The organism is Ensifer sp. GW101-20A05, from assembly GCF_059424735.1.
On the sequence record NZ_JBWKZT010000009.1, the window covers coordinates 133,809 to 150,611 of the forward strand.

The 16,803-nt window shown below is 61.9% G+C and carries 15 protein-coding genes; 10 read left to right on the plus strand and 5 right to left on the minus strand.

The window, feature by feature from the left end:
• The first annotated feature begins 4 nt into the window (after positions 1-4).
• The 4 genes from AC070A_RS21920 to AC070A_RS21935 all read left to right on the plus strand — a co-directional run bounded on the left by AC070A_RS21920 (position 5) and on the right by AC070A_RS21935 (position 4,239).
• The gene (locus AC070A_RS21920; protein WP_057249167.1) at positions 5-889 is read left to right on the plus strand and encodes a carbohydrate ABC transporter permease; all 885 of its coding nucleotides are present in this window, start codon (positions 5-7) and stop codon (positions 887-889) included.
• Positions 886-1,743 (plus strand): carbohydrate ABC transporter permease, encoded by an 858-nt coding sequence (locus AC070A_RS21925; protein WP_057249166.1) that lies wholly within the window; start codon positions 886-888, stop codon positions 1,741-1,743. The genes AC070A_RS21920 and AC070A_RS21925 overlap by 4 nt, the downstream gene beginning before the upstream one ends.
• 37 nt (positions 1,744-1,780) lie before the next feature.
• A complete protein-coding gene (locus AC070A_RS21930) occupies positions 1,781-3,010 on the plus strand; it encodes an ABC transporter substrate-binding protein (protein WP_057249165.1) in 1,230 nt (409 codons plus the stop codon).
• 95 nt (positions 3,011-3,105) lie between these two features.
• On the plus strand, positions 3,106-4,239 hold the full coding sequence (locus tag AC070A_RS21935; protein ID WP_057249164.1) for an ABC transporter ATP-binding protein: 1,134 nt from the start codon (positions 3,106-3,108) through the stop codon (positions 4,237-4,239).
• 107 nt (positions 4,240-4,346) lie between these two features.
• Here AC070A_RS21935 and AC070A_RS21940 read toward each other — a convergent pair whose 3' ends face one another.
• Both AC070A_RS21940 and AC070A_RS21945 read right to left on the minus strand, forming a co-directional pair.
• Positions 4,347-5,828, minus strand: coding sequence for a M81 family metallopeptidase (locus tag AC070A_RS21940; RefSeq protein WP_113737394.1), 1,482 nt, complete (start codon positions 5,826-5,828; stop codon positions 4,347-4,349).
• A gap of 26 nt (positions 5,829-5,854) precedes the next feature.
• Positions 5,855-6,346: a hypothetical protein gene (locus AC070A_RS21945; RefSeq protein ID WP_113132695.1), complete on the minus strand. Its 492-nt coding sequence runs from the start codon at positions 6,344-6,346 to the stop codon at positions 5,855-5,857.
• A gap of 114 nt (positions 6,347-6,460) precedes the next feature.
• Here AC070A_RS21945 and AC070A_RS21950 point away from each other — a divergent pair, with 114 nt between their 5' ends.
• From AC070A_RS21950 to AC070A_RS21975, 6 genes are all read left to right on the plus strand, one after another.
• On the plus strand, positions 6,461-6,850 hold the full coding sequence (locus tag AC070A_RS21950; RefSeq protein WP_057249271.1) for a RidA family protein: 390 nt from the start codon (positions 6,461-6,463) through the stop codon (positions 6,848-6,850).
• A gap of 87 nt (positions 6,851-6,937) precedes the next feature.
• On the plus strand, positions 6,938-7,801 hold the full coding sequence (locus AC070A_RS21955; RefSeq protein ID WP_057249162.1) for a MurR/RpiR family transcriptional regulator: 864 nt from the start codon (positions 6,938-6,940) through the stop codon (positions 7,799-7,801).
• 21 nt (positions 7,802-7,822) lie between these two features.
• The gene (locus AC070A_RS21960; RefSeq protein WP_218373262.1) at positions 7,823-8,599 is read left to right on the plus strand and encodes an SDR family oxidoreductase; all 777 of its coding nucleotides are present in this window, start codon (positions 7,823-7,825) and stop codon (positions 8,597-8,599) included.
• A gap of 21 nt (positions 8,600-8,620) precedes the next feature.
• Complete coding sequence (locus AC070A_RS21965) at positions 8,621-10,540, plus strand: beta-N-acetylhexosaminidase (RefSeq protein WP_492383919.1); 1,920 nt, start codon at positions 8,621-8,623, stop codon at positions 10,538-10,540.
• Positions 10,541-10,551: 11 nt separating this feature from the next.
• Positions 10,552-11,994 (plus strand): M81 family metallopeptidase, encoded by a 1,443-nt coding sequence (locus AC070A_RS21970; RefSeq protein WP_218373260.1) that lies wholly within the window; start codon positions 10,552-10,554, stop codon positions 11,992-11,994.
• 182 nt (positions 11,995-12,176) lie between these two features.
• Positions 12,177-13,403: an MFS transporter gene (locus AC070A_RS21975; RefSeq protein ID WP_057249158.1), complete on the plus strand. Its 1,227-nt coding sequence runs from the start codon at positions 12,177-12,179 to the stop codon at positions 13,401-13,403.
• Here the strand turns inward: AC070A_RS21975 and AC070A_RS21980 are convergent.
• From AC070A_RS21980 to hutG, 3 genes are all read right to left on the minus strand, one after another.
• On the minus strand, positions 13,400-14,038 hold the full coding sequence (locus AC070A_RS21980; protein ID WP_492383920.1) for a hypothetical protein: 639 nt from the start codon (positions 14,036-14,038) through the stop codon (positions 13,400-13,402). The genes AC070A_RS21975 and AC070A_RS21980 overlap by 4 nt on opposite strands.
• Positions 14,039-14,307: 269 nt before the next feature.
• Complete coding sequence (gene hutU, locus AC070A_RS21985) at positions 14,308-15,981, minus strand: urocanate hydratase (protein ID WP_057249270.1); 1,674 nt, start codon at positions 15,979-15,981, stop codon at positions 14,308-14,310.
• A gap of 2 nt (positions 15,982-15,983) precedes the next feature.
• Positions 15,984-16,802: an N-formylglutamate deformylase gene (gene hutG / locus AC070A_RS21990; protein WP_218373258.1), complete on the minus strand. Its 819-nt coding sequence runs from the start codon at positions 16,800-16,802 to the stop codon at positions 15,984-15,986.
• Position 16,803: the final 1 nt, after the last annotated feature.

Sequence of the window (16,803 nt, forward strand, 5' to 3'; positions counted from 1 at the left end):
GGGGATGAGTGTTCAACGCAGCACGGTCATCTTCGCCTGGATCCTGCTTCTTCCCGCCGTCCTCTACGTCACGGTGATCGTCGCCTATCCACTGGTCGATACCTTCATCCTGTCGTTTACGGATGCGTCGCTGAAGAAGACGACCAACTGGGTCGGCTGGGCGAACTACGACAAGATCTTCAACGAGACCTTCGCCGAGGTCATCTTCCGGACCTTCATCTGGACGTTCTTCTCGGTCTCGATCAAGATGATCATCGGCGTCTTCGGCGCGACGATGCTGAACGCCGCCGTGCCCGGCCGTGCGCTCTTCCGCTTGCTCACCATGCCGCCATGGATCGTACCGATGGCGATCGGCATCTTCATGTGGGGCTGGATGTACAACGGCCAGTTCGGCATGATCTCCGGCGTGCTGCAGAATTTGGGACTGTCCAATGGTCCCATCGCTTTCCTCGCCCACGGGTCCACCGCCTTCTGGGCGACGATCATCACCGACGTTTGGATCGGCGTGCCGCTGGTGACGCTCTATATGCTGGCGGCCATGCAGGCGATTCCGCAGGATCTCTATGAAGCTGCCTGGACCGACGGAGCAGGGCGCCTCTATCGTTTCCGCCGAATAACCCTGCCGCTCTTGATTCCGTCGCTGATCACGATGTCGATGCTGTCGCTGATCGCGACCTTCAATTCCTTCGATATCATCTGGATTCTCACCCAGGGTGGCCCCAACGGTGAGACCACCACGATGATCATCGATACCTACCGTACCGCCATCGGGTCGAAGAAATACGGTGAAGGCGCCGCGCGCGCCGTGCTGATCTGCATCTTCCTGTCGATCTTCTGCTTTGCCTATTTCCGGGTCACCAGCCGTCTTGCCGCGGGGGAACAGAAATGAGCCAGCCTGCCATGATCAACCGCTATCGCTGGTACGAGCTCCTTGGCATCTATGCCGGTATCTTCGTCTTCCTGTGCTTCATTCTGGCGCCCTTCGTCGAAGGGTTCCTGGTGTCGTTGAAGCCGCTCGGGCTGCTGTTCTCCTCGCCCTATCGCTTCTGGCCGCAAAACGGCTCGTTTGCCGCCTACTCGACCATGTGGGTCAGCGTGCCCGGCTTTGCCCGCTACATCTTCAACTCCTTCTTCATCTCCACCATCGTGACCGCCATCGTGCTGATACTTGTGATCCCCGCGGCCTATGCCTTTGCGCGCTTCAATTTTCGCGGCGCCGGGCTGCTGCTTGGTGCCTTCCTCGCCGTCAACATGTTCTCGGGCGCAGTGCTGCTCATCCCGCTGTTCCGGCTGATGCGCACTTTTGGCGTGCTCAACACCTATCTCGCGATGATCGTGCCGGGCGTCGCCTTCCTGATCCCCTCGGCGATCTGGCTCTTGCGCACCTACATGATGCGCATTCCGCGTGAACTGGACGAGGCCGCTTTCGTCGATGGCGCCAGCCATTTCTACACGCTGCGACGGGTGATCCTTCCGATTGCCATGCCCGGTATCACCGTGGTGGCGATCACCACCTTCATCGGCGCCTATGCCCAACAGTTCATCTATGCCCTGACCTTCAATTCCAAGAGCGAATACATGCCGCTGCCGGTCGGCCTCTTCGCCTATTTCGGTCGCCAGGAAGTGGTCTGGAACGAGCTCATGGCCGCGAGCTTCGTCGGCATCGCGCCGGCTGTCGTCGTGATCTTCCTCCTACAACGGTATCTCGTCAGCGGCCTGACCGCGGGCGCGGTGAAACAATAAGACTTAAGTCAACCACCAGAGAACGGGAGCATAAAACGTGTCTATTCATTTCAAGACGGGGGTACTCGCCCTGGCGCTGCTCGGGTCGACCGCGCTCGGCGCTGTCACCGCGAAGGCGGCCGACCAGGAGATCAGCTGGATCTACTGCGGCGACACCATGGACGCGGTCCACGCGAAATACATCAAGCAGTGGGAAGAGAAGAACCCGGGCTGGAAGGTCACGCCTGAAGTCGTCGGCTGGGCCCAGTGCCAGGACAAGGCCACGACGCTCGCCGCCGCCGGCACGCCCGTTGCCATGGCCTATGTCGGCTCGCGCACGCTGAAGGAGTTCGCGCAGAACGAGCTCATCGTTCCCGTCCCGATGACGGACGAGGAAAAGAAGAGCTACTACCCGAATATCGTCGATACAGTAACCTTCGACGACAACCAGTGGGGCGTTCCGATCGCGTTCTCGACCAAGGCGCTCTACTGGAACAAGGACCTGTTCAAGCAGGCCGGTCTCGATCCGGAGAAGCCGCCGAAGACCTGGGCTGAAGAGATCGAATACGCCAAGGCGATCAAGGAGAAGACCGGCATCGCCGGCTACGGCCTTCCGGCCAAGACCTTCGACAACACCATGCACCAGTTCATGCATTGGGTGTACACAAACAACGGCAAGGTGATCGACGGCGACAAGGTCGTCATCGACAGCCCGCAGGTGCTGGCAGCACTCCAGGCTTACAAGGACATCACCCCCTATTCTGTTGAAGGCGCCACCGCCTACGAGCAGAACGAGGTTCGCGCCATCTTCCTGGACGGCAAGGTCGGCATGATCCAGGCGGGCTCAGGTGCGGCAACGCGCCTGAAGGAAACCAAGGTCAACTGGGGCGTCGCGCCGCTGCCGCTCGGTCCTGAGGCGAAGGGCGAGGGCACGCTGCTCATCACCGACAGCCTGGCGATCTTCAAGGGCTCTGGCGTCGAGGAGAAGGCGATCGAATTCGCCAAGTTCATCACCTCGCCGGGGCCGCAGGGTGAGTATGAGCTGCAGGGCGGCGCCGGCCTGACGCCGCTGCGTCCGTCGCCGATGGTCGACGAGTTCGTCAAGAAGGATCCCTACTGGAAGCCGTTCATCGACGGCATCACCTATGGTGGTCCGGAACCGCTCTTCACCGATTACAAGGGCTTCCAGAACGTCATCATCGAGATGGTCCAGTCGGTCGTGACCGGCAAGGCCGAGCCGGCCGACGCCTTGAAGAAGGCGGCCGCGGACCTCGAAGAGTACAAGTAAGGCCACCGGGGCCGCGCGCCGACGGGATCGGTTCGCGGCCCCACCTAACTCTGCTATAAATGAGCCGCTTCTCGCCGGTGGCCGGAGACAGTTTCTTGGGACAGCTCAATCTCAATCGGATTCAGAAATTCTACGGGACTTTCGAGGTGCTGAAAGGCATCGATCTCGAAGTCAGGAACGGTGAGTTCGTCGTTTTCGTCGGACCCTCCGGTTGCGGCAAGTCGACCTTGCTCAGGATGATAGCCGGTCTCGATGAGGCCAGCTCGGGGGACATCCTGATCGAGGGCAAACGCGTCAACGACCTGCCGCCTGTCAAGCGTGGTATCGCCATGGTCTTCCAGTCCTACGCGCTCTATCCGCACATGACCGTCTTCGAGAATATCGCCTTTCCGCTTCGCGTGGAAAAGATGGCCGAGGAGAAGCTGAAGGCGAAGGTGGAGCATGCAGCACGCATCCTGCACCTTGATCAGCGCCTGCAGCAGAAGCCCGGGATGCTTTCCGGAGGCCAGCGTCAGCGTGTCGCGATCGGGCGAGCGATCGTGCGCGAGCCGAAGATCTTCCTCTTCGACGAGCCGCTTTCGAACCTCGACGCGGCGCTTCGGGCGGACATGCGCATCGAACTGGCGAAACTGCACCGGCAATTGCAGGCAACGATGATCTACGTCACGCACGACCAAGTCGAGGCGATGACGATGGCGGACCGGATCGTCGTCCTCAATGCCGGGCAGATCGCCCAGACGGGCGCCCCGCTCGAGCTCTATCATAAGCCAGCCAATACCTTCGTTGCCGGCTTCATCGGCAATCCGAAGATGAACTTCCTGCCGGTCACCTGCAAAGGTATCAGCGACGCCGGTGTCGAGGTCGACTACAAGGGGCAGACGGTGGTCATTCCCGTCAACCCGCAGAGCGGCCTTGCCGGGCGGACACTGACGCTTGGTGTTCGGCCGGAGCATATCACGCTGGGCTCCGGAGACCTGACCCTCAAGGTCACGCCAACGGTTATCGAACGCCTCGGCGCCCATACGGTCGCCTATGCGGCGATCGGCGGCGAGGGCGAAAACTTCTGCGCCATGTTGCCGGGAACGGCCGCGATCCGGCCGGAAGAGACGATCCAGACCGGTATCAAGGTTGCGGATTGCCACCTGTTCGACGAGGCGGGCCTTGCGCTCGAACGTCGCGTCGAACTGACCGACATCGACATGGGCGTGCTCGATCCGGCGGCTGCCTGATCGTTCAGAACTAAGGAAAAGACCGCTGTCTAGCGAAAGACAGCGGTCTTTTTTGTCTGCGTACTAAGCCCGTCGTACCGGTGTCGGCGAGACGCGATGGCCGCACTCTAGGCGCGGTTCGGGCCGCGCCCTTCTGCGTGCGGATCGGCGACCTTCGGCCAGATGTTCTTCGGTGCCCGCTTGTAGTCGGTCTTCGCAGGGTTGTTCGGATAGGGAGTGCCGGCCGAACAATAGAGGATTTCGGACGCGATCTTCGAGAACGAGGCATAGAAGTGATTGGTCGACTTGATGACCAGGACCTTCTTCGCCGTTGGGTCGATGCCCATCACCGAGAACAGGCTCGGATCGAAGCTCTGCGCTCGCGTCGAATTGAGGATGATGTCGATGCCGTTGAAGACGATGTGGGCGGCATCGCCGAACGGGGCAAAACTCTCCCCGAACCGCATCTCGGCGTCCCGCACCAGCTTGACCACCCTGACGGTGCCATCGACCGGATGACCGGTTCCGGGAGCCGACTTGGCGCCGAAGCGCAGCGGGATCTCGGCGCCTTCGCCGGCCGCCATGCAGATCTGCACCGCCATCGGGTCCCAGATCGTCCCGACCGCAACGTCGGTTGCGCCGCGCGCCAGGAGCTCTTCGAGCAGCACCGTTGCGTCGCCGGCGGTGCCGCCGCCTGGATTGTCCCAGACATCGGCAATCACGACAGGACCCTTCGATGCGGCGAGTGCCTCGGAAACGGCCTGCTTCTCGTCGATCTGCGGCATGATAAAGGTTCCGCGGTGGGAGAAGAGTTCGAGACCCAGTTCCCGCGCGAGGCTCGCGCCCTTCTCCGGTTTGCCGTTGGTGACGGCAAGCAGCTTCGTTCCCATTTCCGATACGTCGCCGGCCATGAAGCCGTGGATCACGGAGAGCGAGAGCACGTCCGCATCTTCTTTCTCGATGCGCATGAGCTTGTCGACGAAGGAGCGCATCGGATCGCGCGAGGTCGGGTAAACGTCGATCATCCGACAGTCGAAGATCGACATGACAGGCGTGACGCGCCCTTCGAGCGTATCGACGACGATACGCCAGAGATCTTCGGCACGGTCGACGAAGTCGGTGTGCGGAAACTCCTTGAAGTAGACGAAGAAGTTCGACGCGGCAGCGCGCTTGGCCGTCAGGTGGCTATGGGGGTCGAGTTCGGCGCAGACGAGGATGTCGGGGCCAACGATCTCCCGGACGCGCGTCAGCAGGTCACCCTCCGGATCTTCGTAGCCGTCGGCGACCATGGCGCCGTGCAGGCCGAGCACTACGGCGTCGACGGGCATGGCAGCGCGTAGCTGGTCGAGGATTTCGTCGCGCAGGCCTTCATAGGTCTCCCGGTTGACGAGGCCGGCTGGATCCGCCCAGGTGGCGGTGCCCTCGACCAGTTTCCAGCCCTTCTCCACGGCGATGCGGCGGCCGACTGTGATCGGCGCGGTGCAAAGCGTCGGTGTTTCCGGGTGTTCTCCGGGCGGCGCGTAGAGCGACGCTTCGAAGGCCCGGCGGTCGATGCAGATCGGGGAGAAGGTGTTGGTTTCGGTCGCAAGCGCCGCTGTGAAGATCCGCAATGCCTTTGCCTTTTCTATAGCGTCTTTCAGGCCGGGCCCATCGGGTTCGGCAAGTAGCCGGTAAAGCCGGCAATCTTCCAGCGTCCCTCGTGCAGGCGGCAATAATAGACGGTCTGCCATTTCAGGATGTCGACGCTGCCGTCCGACTTCTTGAGGCTGCCATCGAATTTCTTGCGCGCCAGCGCCTGGTCGCCGTTGATCTCGATGTCTTCGAGAGTCGTCGTCGTGAAGATCGCATTGCGCGGATCTTCGGCGAAGCTCTGCGTCGCAAAGTCGTTAGCCTGGCGCAGCCACTCCTCGCGATAGGCCGCAAGCGACGGGAAGGTCAGCCGCCAATTGTCGGGATTGGTTTCGCGGCGGCCGTCGATGCCGATGAAGCCGTCCTCGACGAAATCACCTGCGACCATCGACCAGTCTGCGGCCAGGAAGGCGGTAATGTCGCGCGAGACGAGCATCTCCCAGATCGAGTGGCGTGCCGTGTCGGAGGAGGGGAATGGATTGAGGAAAGGATCCCGCATATTCGCGCCCTGGATTGAAATTCTTTTCATGAATGGTGTTTTTCGCTAGCCAAACTCAGCTTTCTATGGTCACTTGTCAACGATCAAAGAAAATAATTTGCAAGAAGGCTCATGATGACGATCAAGCGCTATGGTGCGGAACAGGTCGGCGCTGGTGGCAAACCCTTGCCTTTCGCACGTGCGGTGGAAGCGGACGGCTGGCTTTATGTTTCCGGCCAGGTTGCCATGGAAAATGGCGAGATCATCGAGGGTGGGATTATTCCGCAAACCCACAAGACGATCGCCAACGTACTGGCCATCCTGACTGAAGCCGGCTACGGTCCGGAACACGTGGTTCGTTGCGGTGTCTGGCTCGACGATCCGCGTGATTTCTGGACATTTAACAAGATCTACCAGGAGTATTTCGGTGCTCATCCGCCGGCGCGGGCCTGCGTCCAGTCGTCGATGATGGTCGATTGCAAGGTCGAGATCGACTGCGTCGCCTACAGGCCGAAGGAAGGCTGATCTTAGAGCGGGATGAGGAAAAGTGTATGCGGTTTTCCGCCCGCATCCCGCTCCCATTCATGATCTGAAGCAAGGCGCAAGCGGGCGATGGACATCTTCGCGACACTCCAGGAAGAAAAAGGGCGGCTCTCCCAATCGGAAAACCGCATTGCCGACATTCTCCTGAATGATTTCGAGTTTGCGGTGAACGCCTCCATCATCGAATTGGCGAGCAAGGCGGACGTGTCGCCGCCCACCGTCACCCGCTTCTGTCGCCGGCTCGGCTGCGACAGCTTCTCCGATTTCAAGGTGCAACTTGCCCGCACCGCCTATATCGGCATGCGCTATCTGAAACCGGAGCCGAAGAGCCGCGAGACCGGCGATGTCGCGCAGGACATCATCACCAAGTCGCAGAACGCGCTGTTCCTTCTGCATCGCTCGCTTGACCTGGCGGCGATCGAGCAGGCCGTCGAGCGCATCGCCGCAGCGGAAATGATCTACGCCTTTGGTTCCGGTGGTAATTCCTCGATGATTGCCGGCGAGTTGCAGAACCGGCTGTTCCGCTATGGTCTTCGCATCACCTCCAGCTCCGATCACAGCATGCAGCTGATGATGACGGCGGCGGCGCGGCCGACCGACGTGCTCATTGGCTCGTCCTTCTCCGGCCGCAACGCCGAGCTCGTGCGCGCTTTTACGCTCGCCCGCGAACTGAAGGTGCCGACCATCGCGCTGACACAGAGCGGTAGTCCGGTGGCGGCCGCCGCCAGCATCACCGTGCCGGTCGATCTGCCCGAGGGCAACAACATCTACCGCCCCACTTCCACCCGCATCGCCTATCTGGCGCTGCTCGATATCCTCTCCAGCCTCGTCGCCTACCGGGTGCAGCCCCAGGCGACGACCACACTTCGGCGCATCAAGCAGCAGCTGGTCACGCACCGCGACGGTGACGATCGCCAGCTTCTCGGAGACTGACGTGCCGCGAAAGGTCAGCGCATGACGCAATCCCTCGCGATCGTAACCGGTGCAGCCGGCGATATCGGCCGCGCTATCGCGCGCAAGCTTTCCGACGATCACGATGTGATCCTGCTCGTCGACATCGACGCGGACGCCGCTGAACGGGCGGCGCGCACGCTCGGCGATGACAACCGCTTCGTGGCCGTTGCCTGCGACGTAACCGATACGACAAGCGTTGCGGCGATGGCCGCGACGGCGGCAAGCCGGGGGACGGTGCGCACGCTCGTCAACAATGCCGGCGCGGCCCGTGCCGTCAGCCTGCACGATACGACACCGGAAATCTGGCGCATGGACAACGCGTTGAATCTCGAAGCAGCATTCCTCTGCTTCCGCGCCGTCGAGGACATGCTGAAAGAGACGGGCGGATCGGTGGTCAACATCGCATCGGTCAATGGCATGAACGTCTTCGGCCATCCGGCCTACAGCGCTGCCAAGGCCGGCCTGCTGCATCTCACCCGACTGATCGCGGTCGAATACGGCAAGTTCGGCATCCGCTCGAATGCCGTTGCACCCGGTACTGTGCGCACCCAGGCCTGGGAGGCGAGGGCGGCGTCAAACCCGGATGTCTTCGAAGAAGCGCGGCGCTGGTATCCGCTGCAGCGGATCGTCAACCCCGATGATGTCGCCAATGCGGTGCATTTCCTGGCGGGACCGCTCGCTGCGGCCATTTCGGGCGTCTGCCTGCCCGTCGATTGCGGGCTTACTGCCGGTCAGGCGGAACTGGCCCGCACGTTTTCACAATCAAGCCACTACTGACACTGCATTTGGAGGAAGAGCATGCAGCCGGTTTCCTATCGTCTCGAGGCGTCTTGGCAGCCGGATGGCGGGCCCTTTGGTCGGTTCACCTTCGCGCTGTTCAATTTCTCTGGCGCGCCGCTGTCCGGTTTCAGGATCGCCTATACGTCGCTGACGCGGGTCATTGATCCCAAGGCTTGCGACAATGCGGTGTTCCTGCGCCGCAACGCCAATTTTCACGAATTCGCCCCACCCGAGGGGCTGACGATCGACAACGGCGGAAGCTGGACCTTCACCGTCAGCGGCCTGCATCGCAATGCGCGCCACTGCACCGACGGTGCCAAGTCCGCCTATCTGACGCTTGCCGATGGCCGACACGTCCCGGTCGCCGTATCGGATCTGCTGCTTGAGAACGCCGTCAGTGAACCGCCGCCGGTGCGGCTGCCGGAAGGCAAGCTCGACCAGCCCTATGCGCTGCAGCCCTGGCCGGCGAAGCTCGAGCTTCGGGCTGGAACTGGTTTCCCGGTCGTTCTCTATCCGGCCGCTGGCGCTGGACAAGACGACCTTGCAGCGGTCGATACGGTCCTGTCGATGTTCCATCGATTGTTCCCTGAGGGCCATACCCCTTTCAGCCTCGCTGCATCGAAGCAGGGGCGGCCGGTCGTCTTCACGGCGGATCCCGGGTTGGCGGCGGAAGCCTATCGCCTTGAATTCTCCGAAACCGAAATTCGCCTGAACTACGGCGGCAGTGCCGGCCGGCAATACGGCTTGACCAGCCTTGCCCAGCTTCTGGACGGAGCGCGCAATCATCCCGGCAAATTCCGCTTTCCGGCGAGCGGTACGATCTCGGATGCCCCACGCTACGGCTGGCGCGGCTGCCATCTCGACGTCTCCCGCCAATTCTATCCGACCGCGGATGTGGCGCGGCTGATCGATATCCTCGCCTGGTTCAAGCTCAACATCTTCCACTGGCACCTGACGGACGACGAGGCGTGGCGCCTGGAGATCAAGGCGTTTCCGGAGCTGACGACGCTTGGCGTTCTGCGCGGTCCGGACGAGGCGCTGCTGCCGCAGCTCGGCAATGGTGCAGAACCCGTCGGCGGCTTCTACAGCCAGGCTGACGTCAAGGCGATCGTCGCGCAGGCAACGTCGCTCCATATCGATGTCGTGCCGGAGATCGACATTCCCGGACACAGCACGGCGACGCTTGTAGCATTGCCTGATCTCTCCGATGGCCAGGAGGCGCCAGAGAGCTACCATTCGGTGCAGGGCTATCCGAACAATGCGCTCAACCCCGCCGTTGCCTTTACCTATGAGTTCCTCGAGAAGGTGTTCGATGAGATGGTCGAGCTCTTCCCAAGCAAGTACATCCATATCGGCGGCGACGAGGTGGCGAACGGCTCATGGCTTGCTTCGCCGCTTGCCAAGTATCGGATGGAGCAGGAGGGCATTTCCGGCACCTTCGCGCTGCAGTCCTATTTCCTGAAGCGGGTGAAACAGATGCTGACGGCGCGTGGCCGCAAGCTCGCCGGCTGGAACGAGGTGGCGCATGCCGGCGGTGTCTCGACCGAAGAGACGCTGCTGATGGCCTGGGAGCGGCCGGAGGTCGGCATCGAACTGGCACGCGAAGGCTATGACGTGGTGATGACCCCCGGACAGGCCTATTATCTCGACATGGCGCAGGCCGATGCCTGGCAGGAGCCCGGCGCGAGCTGGGCCGGGACGGCAACGCCCGCCCACACCTATGGTTATGAGGCCGAGGGTGAATTCCCCGAGGAGCTGAAGCCGCGCCTCAAGGGCGTCCAGGCCTGCATCTGGTGCGAGCACTTTTTTTCGCGCAGCTACTTCAACCGCCTCGTCTTCCCGCGGCTTCCGGCGATTGCCGAGGCGGCCTGGACACCGAAGGCGGCGAAGGACTGGCTGCGCTTCGCGGCCATCGCTCCGCTCAGCCCCAATCTCTAAGAGGAAAGCCCATGCGCATCGCCGTCGGTGGCATCCACACTGAATGCAGCACCTATTCGCCAGTCCTGATGACGGAGGAAGACTTTCGCGTGCTGCGCGGGCAGGCGTTGCTGGAGGCCGAATACTTCAGCTTCATGAAAGCCGAGGGCGTCGAGCACTTGCCGCTGCTGCATGCGCGCGCCGTCCCCGGTGGTCCCGTATCGCGAGGGGTCTACGACGCATTCAAGGCAGAGTTTCTCGAGGGACTCCGTGCGGCCCTGCCGATCGACGGGCTCTATCTCGCCATGCATGGCGCCATCAAGGTCGATGGCATGGATGATGCCGAGGGAGATTGGATTTCGGCGGCCCGCGCCGTTGTCGGTCCCGATTGCCCGATTGCCGCAAGCTACGACCTGCACGGCAATGTCAGCCAGAGGATCATCGATCAGCTCGACATCTTTGCAGCCTATCGCACTGCGCCGCATATCGACACGCCGGAAACCATGACCCGCGCCTGGTCGATGCTAGTCTCGGCGCTCAGAGACGGAACGCGTCCGGGTATTGCTTGGACGCCGGTTCCGGTGCTTCTGCCCGGCGAATGCACCTCGACCGAAGACGAGCCGGCGAAATCGCTCTACGCTCATCTGCCGGAGATTGATAAGCGGCCGGGCATCCTCGACGCCAACCTGATGGTCGGCTACGTCTGGGCCGACGAGCCTCGGGCGACCGCCTGCGCGGTCGTGACCGCCACCGATAAGGCCGCAGCCAAGGAGGCGGCAGAAGAGATTGCCGCGGGCTACTGGGCTGAGCGTAGCAACTTCCGCTTTGGCCCGGTGACCGGACCGCTCAACGAGATGCTGGATATCGCCGAACGGGCGACGACGACGCCGATCATCCTCGCGGACTCCGGCGACAATCCGACCGGTGGCGGTGTCGGTGACCGAGCCGATGTGCTGAAGGCACTGCTGGCACGCGGCTGGCGCGGCGCCCTGATCGCCGGCATCACCGATCGCCCGGCGGTGGAAGCCTGCTTTGCTGCCGGTGCCGGCGAAACACTGATGCTCAAGATCGGCGGTAGCCTCGACCCGGCAAGCCCCTGCGCCGAAATGTTGGTGGAGGTCGTCAGGCTCGACGATTCCGGTCTGGAGCGTGAGCGGCAGGCGGTGGTGCGCGTCGGCGCCATCGATATCGTCATTGCCGCGCGCCGCAGGCCCTATCACGATATCGAGGATTTCCGTCGGCTCGGTCTCGATCCCCAGGCCGTGCGGCTGCTCGTCGTCAAGTCGGGTTATCTGTCGCCCGAACTCGCGCCGATCGCCAATCCCAATCTGATGGCTTTGACCGAAGGCGTCGTCAATCAGGGCATCGCCGGCCTTGCGAGCTTGCGCCGTCAGCGGCCTGCTTATCCGTTCGACCAGGACTTTGTCTTCGAGCCTGTCGCCCGCTTCTCGTCCCGTTGGTCGAGCGGTGGCTGAGGCTTTACTATCTGTATTTTTCCTACCCGAATTTTCGGGTAGGCCCTCCTCTGCAGCGCCGCCGTCGTTCAAGACGCGTCAGGTCGCTGTAACGCTTTAAGTTGCTGCATGTTTGTCCTTAACTCGATCCCGATTTAAGAACGATGCAGTGCCCTTCACCCGCTTCGCGGACACGTTCTAGCATGACTTCCACCATTCTCAGCGCCATGCGCAATCCGGCCATGCGGATCAGCATGCTGGCGATCTTCCTGTTCGGCTTTGCGGGTGCTGCAACCTCGCCCTATCAGTCCGTAGTCGGCATCAACGAACTGGGTCTCAGCGACGCCATCTATTCGCTGCTGATCCTTCTTGCTTCGACCGTGAACGTCATCGTCAGCGTCTCGATCGGCATCCTGGCGGACCGCGTCGGCAACTACCGTGTGCTGATGTCGACGGCGATCCTCTTCGGCGTCGTCGGCTACGGCATCGTCTATGTGCTGCCGTACCAGACGAGCTTCGTCGTCAGCGTCCTCTTGCTGCTGCCGATTTATGGCGCGCTCTACACGCTGCTCTTTGCGAATGTGCGCAGCATCGCCCGGCGGATGAGCGGGCATGACGCCGCGTCGCTGACGACCGGCGCGCGCGCGGCGATATCGGTGTCCTGGGTTCTGGTGCCCGGGCTGGTCGGCTTCGCTCTGGCGGGCGGCGAAAGCATGCTGCCGGCCTATCTGCTCGCCTGCCTTGGTTGCCTCGCCAACCTGCTGATCGTCTATTTCAGATTGCCCAACGAAGGCGGGGCCGACGCTGCGCTCGGCAAGCGGCTTTCCTATTGGACGTCGTTTCGGGAGATCCTGGCACCGCGCATCTTCCTGCGGGTGATTGCCGTCGCAACCATCACCTCGACGCTCCACGTCAACGCTGCAGTTCTGCCCCTGATTATGACCGACGAGATCGGCGGCAGCGTCACCGATATCGGCATCATCGTCGGCATCGTCGCCTTCCTCGAAGTCGTCTTCATCTTCGTCTGGGCACGCATCCAGTTGAGCCTGGTTCCGTTCAAGGCGCTGGCACTGGGGACGGCCATCTACATCGGCTACATGGCGTTGCTCGGCTTTTCGACGGCCACCTGGCAGATCTACGCGCTCACCCTCATCGGCGCCTTCGGTGCAGCGGCGCTGATCACCATCCCGATCAGCTACCTTCAGGACCTGATTGCCGACCGGCCGGGCCTGGGAAGCTCACTGATCGCCGTGAACCTTTTCCTGAGCGGCGGGCTTTGCGCCGGGCTTTTTGCGCTCGGCACCCGGATCAGCAACTATTCCGGAACGGCGCTGCTCGGTGGTGTTGCAGGATCTGCCGGGTTGTTGCTGCTGCTGGTGCTCGATGGCGATAGAAAAGGAAAGAGGACGGTCAGCCGCGAACCGGGTTAGTCCCAGGGCTCCTCGACAAATTTGCAGGTCAATGTGGTTTGGTTGTCCTGGAGACATCTCTTCTTTTGATCGACAAGGATCATAATTCTCGCGAAGAAGCGCGAGAAGTCGGCCTTGCTGGAGTTAAAGGTGGCTATCCCCAGCGCATGCGCCTGGGCCTGAGCCACGCAGGTCGCCAATTCCTGATCGGGGACATCGTTGTTTGCAACGACGACGGCTCGGTCAAACCGCCCTTCCGCAGAATAGTTCACGGCAGAGGCGCAGTTTCCTGGGCCGCTTCCTGCCGTGTCGTTGAGCAATTTGCTGTAGTAGGGGTCGAAGCCGAAATCTTCAATTTTGCGAACGTCGACCCGGCCATTCTGGACGACATCTTTTCTGAATATCACGCCGATGGTGTTTCTTCCGAGGCCTGGTTGGGCTCGCACCTCAATTCCGGCAGTGATGGCGAGCATCTGAATTGTTGAGAAGACCACGTCCCTCTTCTTGGTCTCCCCTTGGCTCATTCCGACGCCGATATACTCCGGGAAGGCGGTAAAATGCCGCTCTCCGTTGCGAACAGGGCCGAAGAAACTCACGTTCTGGGCGACCGAAGACGAAGCAATAAAGACGCTCGTAAGAAGCCCCACGGCAAACATAGGATGTCTAATGGTTCTTCTCTTGTTTCTGCCCTTACACATGAAGCCTTCTCATAAACAATCAGCGCTCGCTTGAGCGAAAAGAGATCTTCTGCAACGCATCGTCAGAAATGCGATGGCATCATTATTTTTCTAGCATTGCGATCAACAGTTGCAAGGCGCCGAAGCAAGGAAGACGCAGTCCCGGTACTTGTCTCATCAAAAAGTGATAGGGGCGCCTTTCGGCGCCCCTATCAGCATTTCCGTTGAGTATGTCAGTCGAAAGCGTATCAGTTGCCGAGGATACCCGGCAGGCGCAGGCCCTTGTCCTTGGCGCAATCAAGAGCGATGTCGTAGCCCGCATCGGCGTGGCGCATGACGCCGGTCGCCGGGTCGTTCCAGAGCACGCGCTCCAGTCGCTTGGCTGCATCATCCGTGCCATCGGCGCAAATGACGACGCCCGAGTGCTGCGAGAAGCCCATGCCGACGCCGCCGCCGTGGTGCAGCGACACCCAGGTCGCACCCGAGGCGGTGTTGAGTAGCGCGTTGAGCAGCGGCCAGTCGGAAACGGCGTCTGAGCCATCCTTCATCGCTTCGGTTTCGCGGTTCGGCGAGGCGACCGAGCCCGAGTCGAGGTGATCGCGGCCGATGACGACAGGCGCCTTCAGCTCACCGTTCCTGACCATCTCGTTGAAGGCGAGGCCGAGGCGATGGCGGTCGCCGAGGCCGACCCAGCAAATGCGTGCCGGCAGGCCCTGGAACGAGATGCGCTCGCGCGCCATGTCCAGCCAGTTGTGCAGGTGCTTGTTGTCGGGCAGCAGTTCCTTGACCTTGGCGTCGGTCTTGTAGATGTCTTCCGGATCGCCGGAGAGAGCCGCCCAGCGGAACGGTCCGATGCCGCGGCAAAATAGCGGGCGGATGTAGGCCGGAACGAAGCCCGGGAAGGCGAAGGCGTTTTCGAGGCCCTCTTCCTTGGCGACCTGGCGGATGTTGTTACCGTAGTCGAAGGTCGGGATGCCCATGTCCTGAAAGGCGATCATCGCTTCGACATGCTCGCGCATCGAGGCGCGTGCGGCCTTTTCGACAGCCTTCGGGTCGCTCTCGCGCTTGGCCTTCCATTCGGCCATGGTCCAGCCCTTCGGCAGGTAGCCGTTGACCGGGTCGTGTGCCGAGGTCTGGTCGGTGACCATGTCGGGGCGGATGCCGCGGCGAACCATTTCCGGCAGGATTTCAGCGGTGTTGCCGAGCAGGCCGACGGACTTCGCTTCACCGTTCTTCGTCCAGCGGGCGATGATCTCCATCGCCTCGTCCAGCGTCTCGGCCTTCTCGTCGAGGTAGCGGGTGCGCAGGCGGAAATCGATCGAATCCGGGTTGCATTCCACGGCAAGGCACGAGGCGCCGGCCATGACGGCTGCGAGCGGCTGGGCGCCGCCCATGCCGCCGAGGCCGCCGGTCAGCACCCATTTGCCCTTGAGGTTGCCGCCATAGTGCTGGCGGCCGGCCTCGACGAAGGTTTCGTAGGTGCCCTGAACAATCCCTTGAGTGCCGATGTAGATCCACGAGCCGGCGGTCATCTGGCCGTACATGGCGAGACCCTTCTTATCCAGCTCGTTGAAATGATCCCAGGTCGCCCAGTGCGGCACGAGGTTGGAGTTGGCGATGAGAACGCGCGGCGCGTCCTTGTGGGTGCGGAAGACGCCGACCGGCTTGCCGGACTGGACCATCAGCGTTTCGTCGTCGTTGAGGTCCTTGAGCGTCTCGACGATCTTGTCGAAATCGGCCCAGGTGCGCGCCGCGCGGCCGATGCCGCCATAGACGACCAGTTCGTGCGGGTTTTCCGCCACGTTCGGATCGAGGTTGTTCATCAGCATGCGCAGCGGCGCTTCGGTCAGCCAACTCTTCGCGTTGAGCGTCGTGCCCTGGGGGGCGCGCACGTCGCGAATGTTGTGGCGCGGATTGTTCATGGTCATGCCTCGCTCCCTGTCTGTCTCTTGAGGTCAAATGCGATGGTTTCGATGCGGTTCAAAATGGCTTTCAGCGGTTCACGCAGCAGTGCTGAACGGGCGGCGTCGAGCGCGAAGGGTGGTTCTTCCGCTGCCAGATGGGTCGATTGCGCGAGTTCCATCTGGATCGCGTGCACGCCAGTCTCGGGGCGCCCATAGTGGCGGGTCGTCCATCCACCCTTGAAGCGACCATTGAGAATGCTGCTGTAACCTTTTGCTGCAGCAGCGATTTCTGCCGTTTCTTTCTCGACTTCCGGCGCGCAGGTCTTGCCCATGTCGGTGCCGATGTTCAGATCCGGCAGCTTTCCTTCGAAGAGGAACGGGATGTGCGAGCGGATCGAATGGCAGTCATAGAGCACGACGATGCCATGGATCGCCTTGACGCGCTCGATCTCGGCGGCAAGCGCCGCATGATAGGGCGCGTGGAACGTCCGGAGGCGTTCGGCGATATCGGCTTCGGTTGGTGCCTCTCCATCCTTCCAGATCGGCTTGCCGTCGAAATCCGTTTCCGGGATCAGGCCGGTCGTGTTCTGGCCGGGGTAGAGGCTGACGCCCGCGGGATCGCGGTTGGCGTCGATCACGTAGCGGTGGAAGGTGGCGCGAACGACGGTCACCTCCGGCAGCAGGCCGCCATAGAGCTGGTGGATATGCCAATCGGTATCGGCAAGGATTCGTCCGTTGTCGTTCAGCCGGTCCCAGATCGCAGCCGGCACGTCAGTGCCGGTGTGCGGAAATCCGAGGATGACCGGGGAGTTTCCCCTTTTGACTTCGAAGACCGCCATC

Coding starts and splice junctions, on each gene's coding strand:
- AC070A_RS21920 (WP_057249167.1), top strand. CDS start 5: ATGAGTGTTCAACGCAGCACGGTCATCTTCGCCTGGATCCTGCTTCTT.
- AC070A_RS21925 (WP_057249166.1), top strand. CDS start 886: ATGAGCCAGCCTGCCATGATCAACCGCTATCGCTGGTACGAGCTCCTT.
- AC070A_RS21945 (WP_113132695.1), bottom strand. CDS start 6,346: ATGCGGGATCCTTTCCTCAATCCATTCCCCTCCTCCGACACGGCACGC.
- AC070A_RS21950 (WP_057249271.1), top strand. CDS start 6,461: ATGACGATCAAGCGCTATGGTGCGGAACAGGTCGGCGCTGGTGGCAAA.
- AC070A_RS21955 (WP_057249162.1), top strand. CDS start 6,938: ATGGACATCTTCGCGACACTCCAGGAAGAAAAAGGGCGGCTCTCCCAA.
- AC070A_RS21960 (WP_218373262.1), top strand. CDS start 7,823: ATGACGCAATCCCTCGCGATCGTAACCGGTGCAGCCGGCGATATCGGC.
- AC070A_RS21965 (WP_492383919.1), top strand. CDS start 8,621: ATGCAGCCGGTTTCCTATCGTCTCGAGGCGTCTTGGCAGCCGGATGGC.
- AC070A_RS21970 (WP_218373260.1), top strand. CDS start 10,552: ATGCGCATCGCCGTCGGTGGCATCCACACTGAATGCAGCACCTATTCG.
- AC070A_RS21975 (WP_057249158.1), top strand. CDS start 12,177: ATGACTTCCACCATTCTCAGCGCCATGCGCAATCCGGCCATGCGGATC.
- AC070A_RS21980 (WP_492383920.1), bottom strand. CDS start 14,038: ATGTTTGCCGTGGGGCTTCTTACGAGCGTCTTTATTGCTTCGTCTTCG.
- hutU (WP_057249270.1), bottom strand. CDS start 15,981: ATGAACAATCCGCGCCACAACATTCGCGACGTGCGCGCCCCCCAGGGC.
- hutG (WP_218373258.1), bottom strand. CDS start 16,802: ATGGCGGTCTTCGAAGTCAAAAGGGGAAACTCCCCGGTCATCCTCGGA.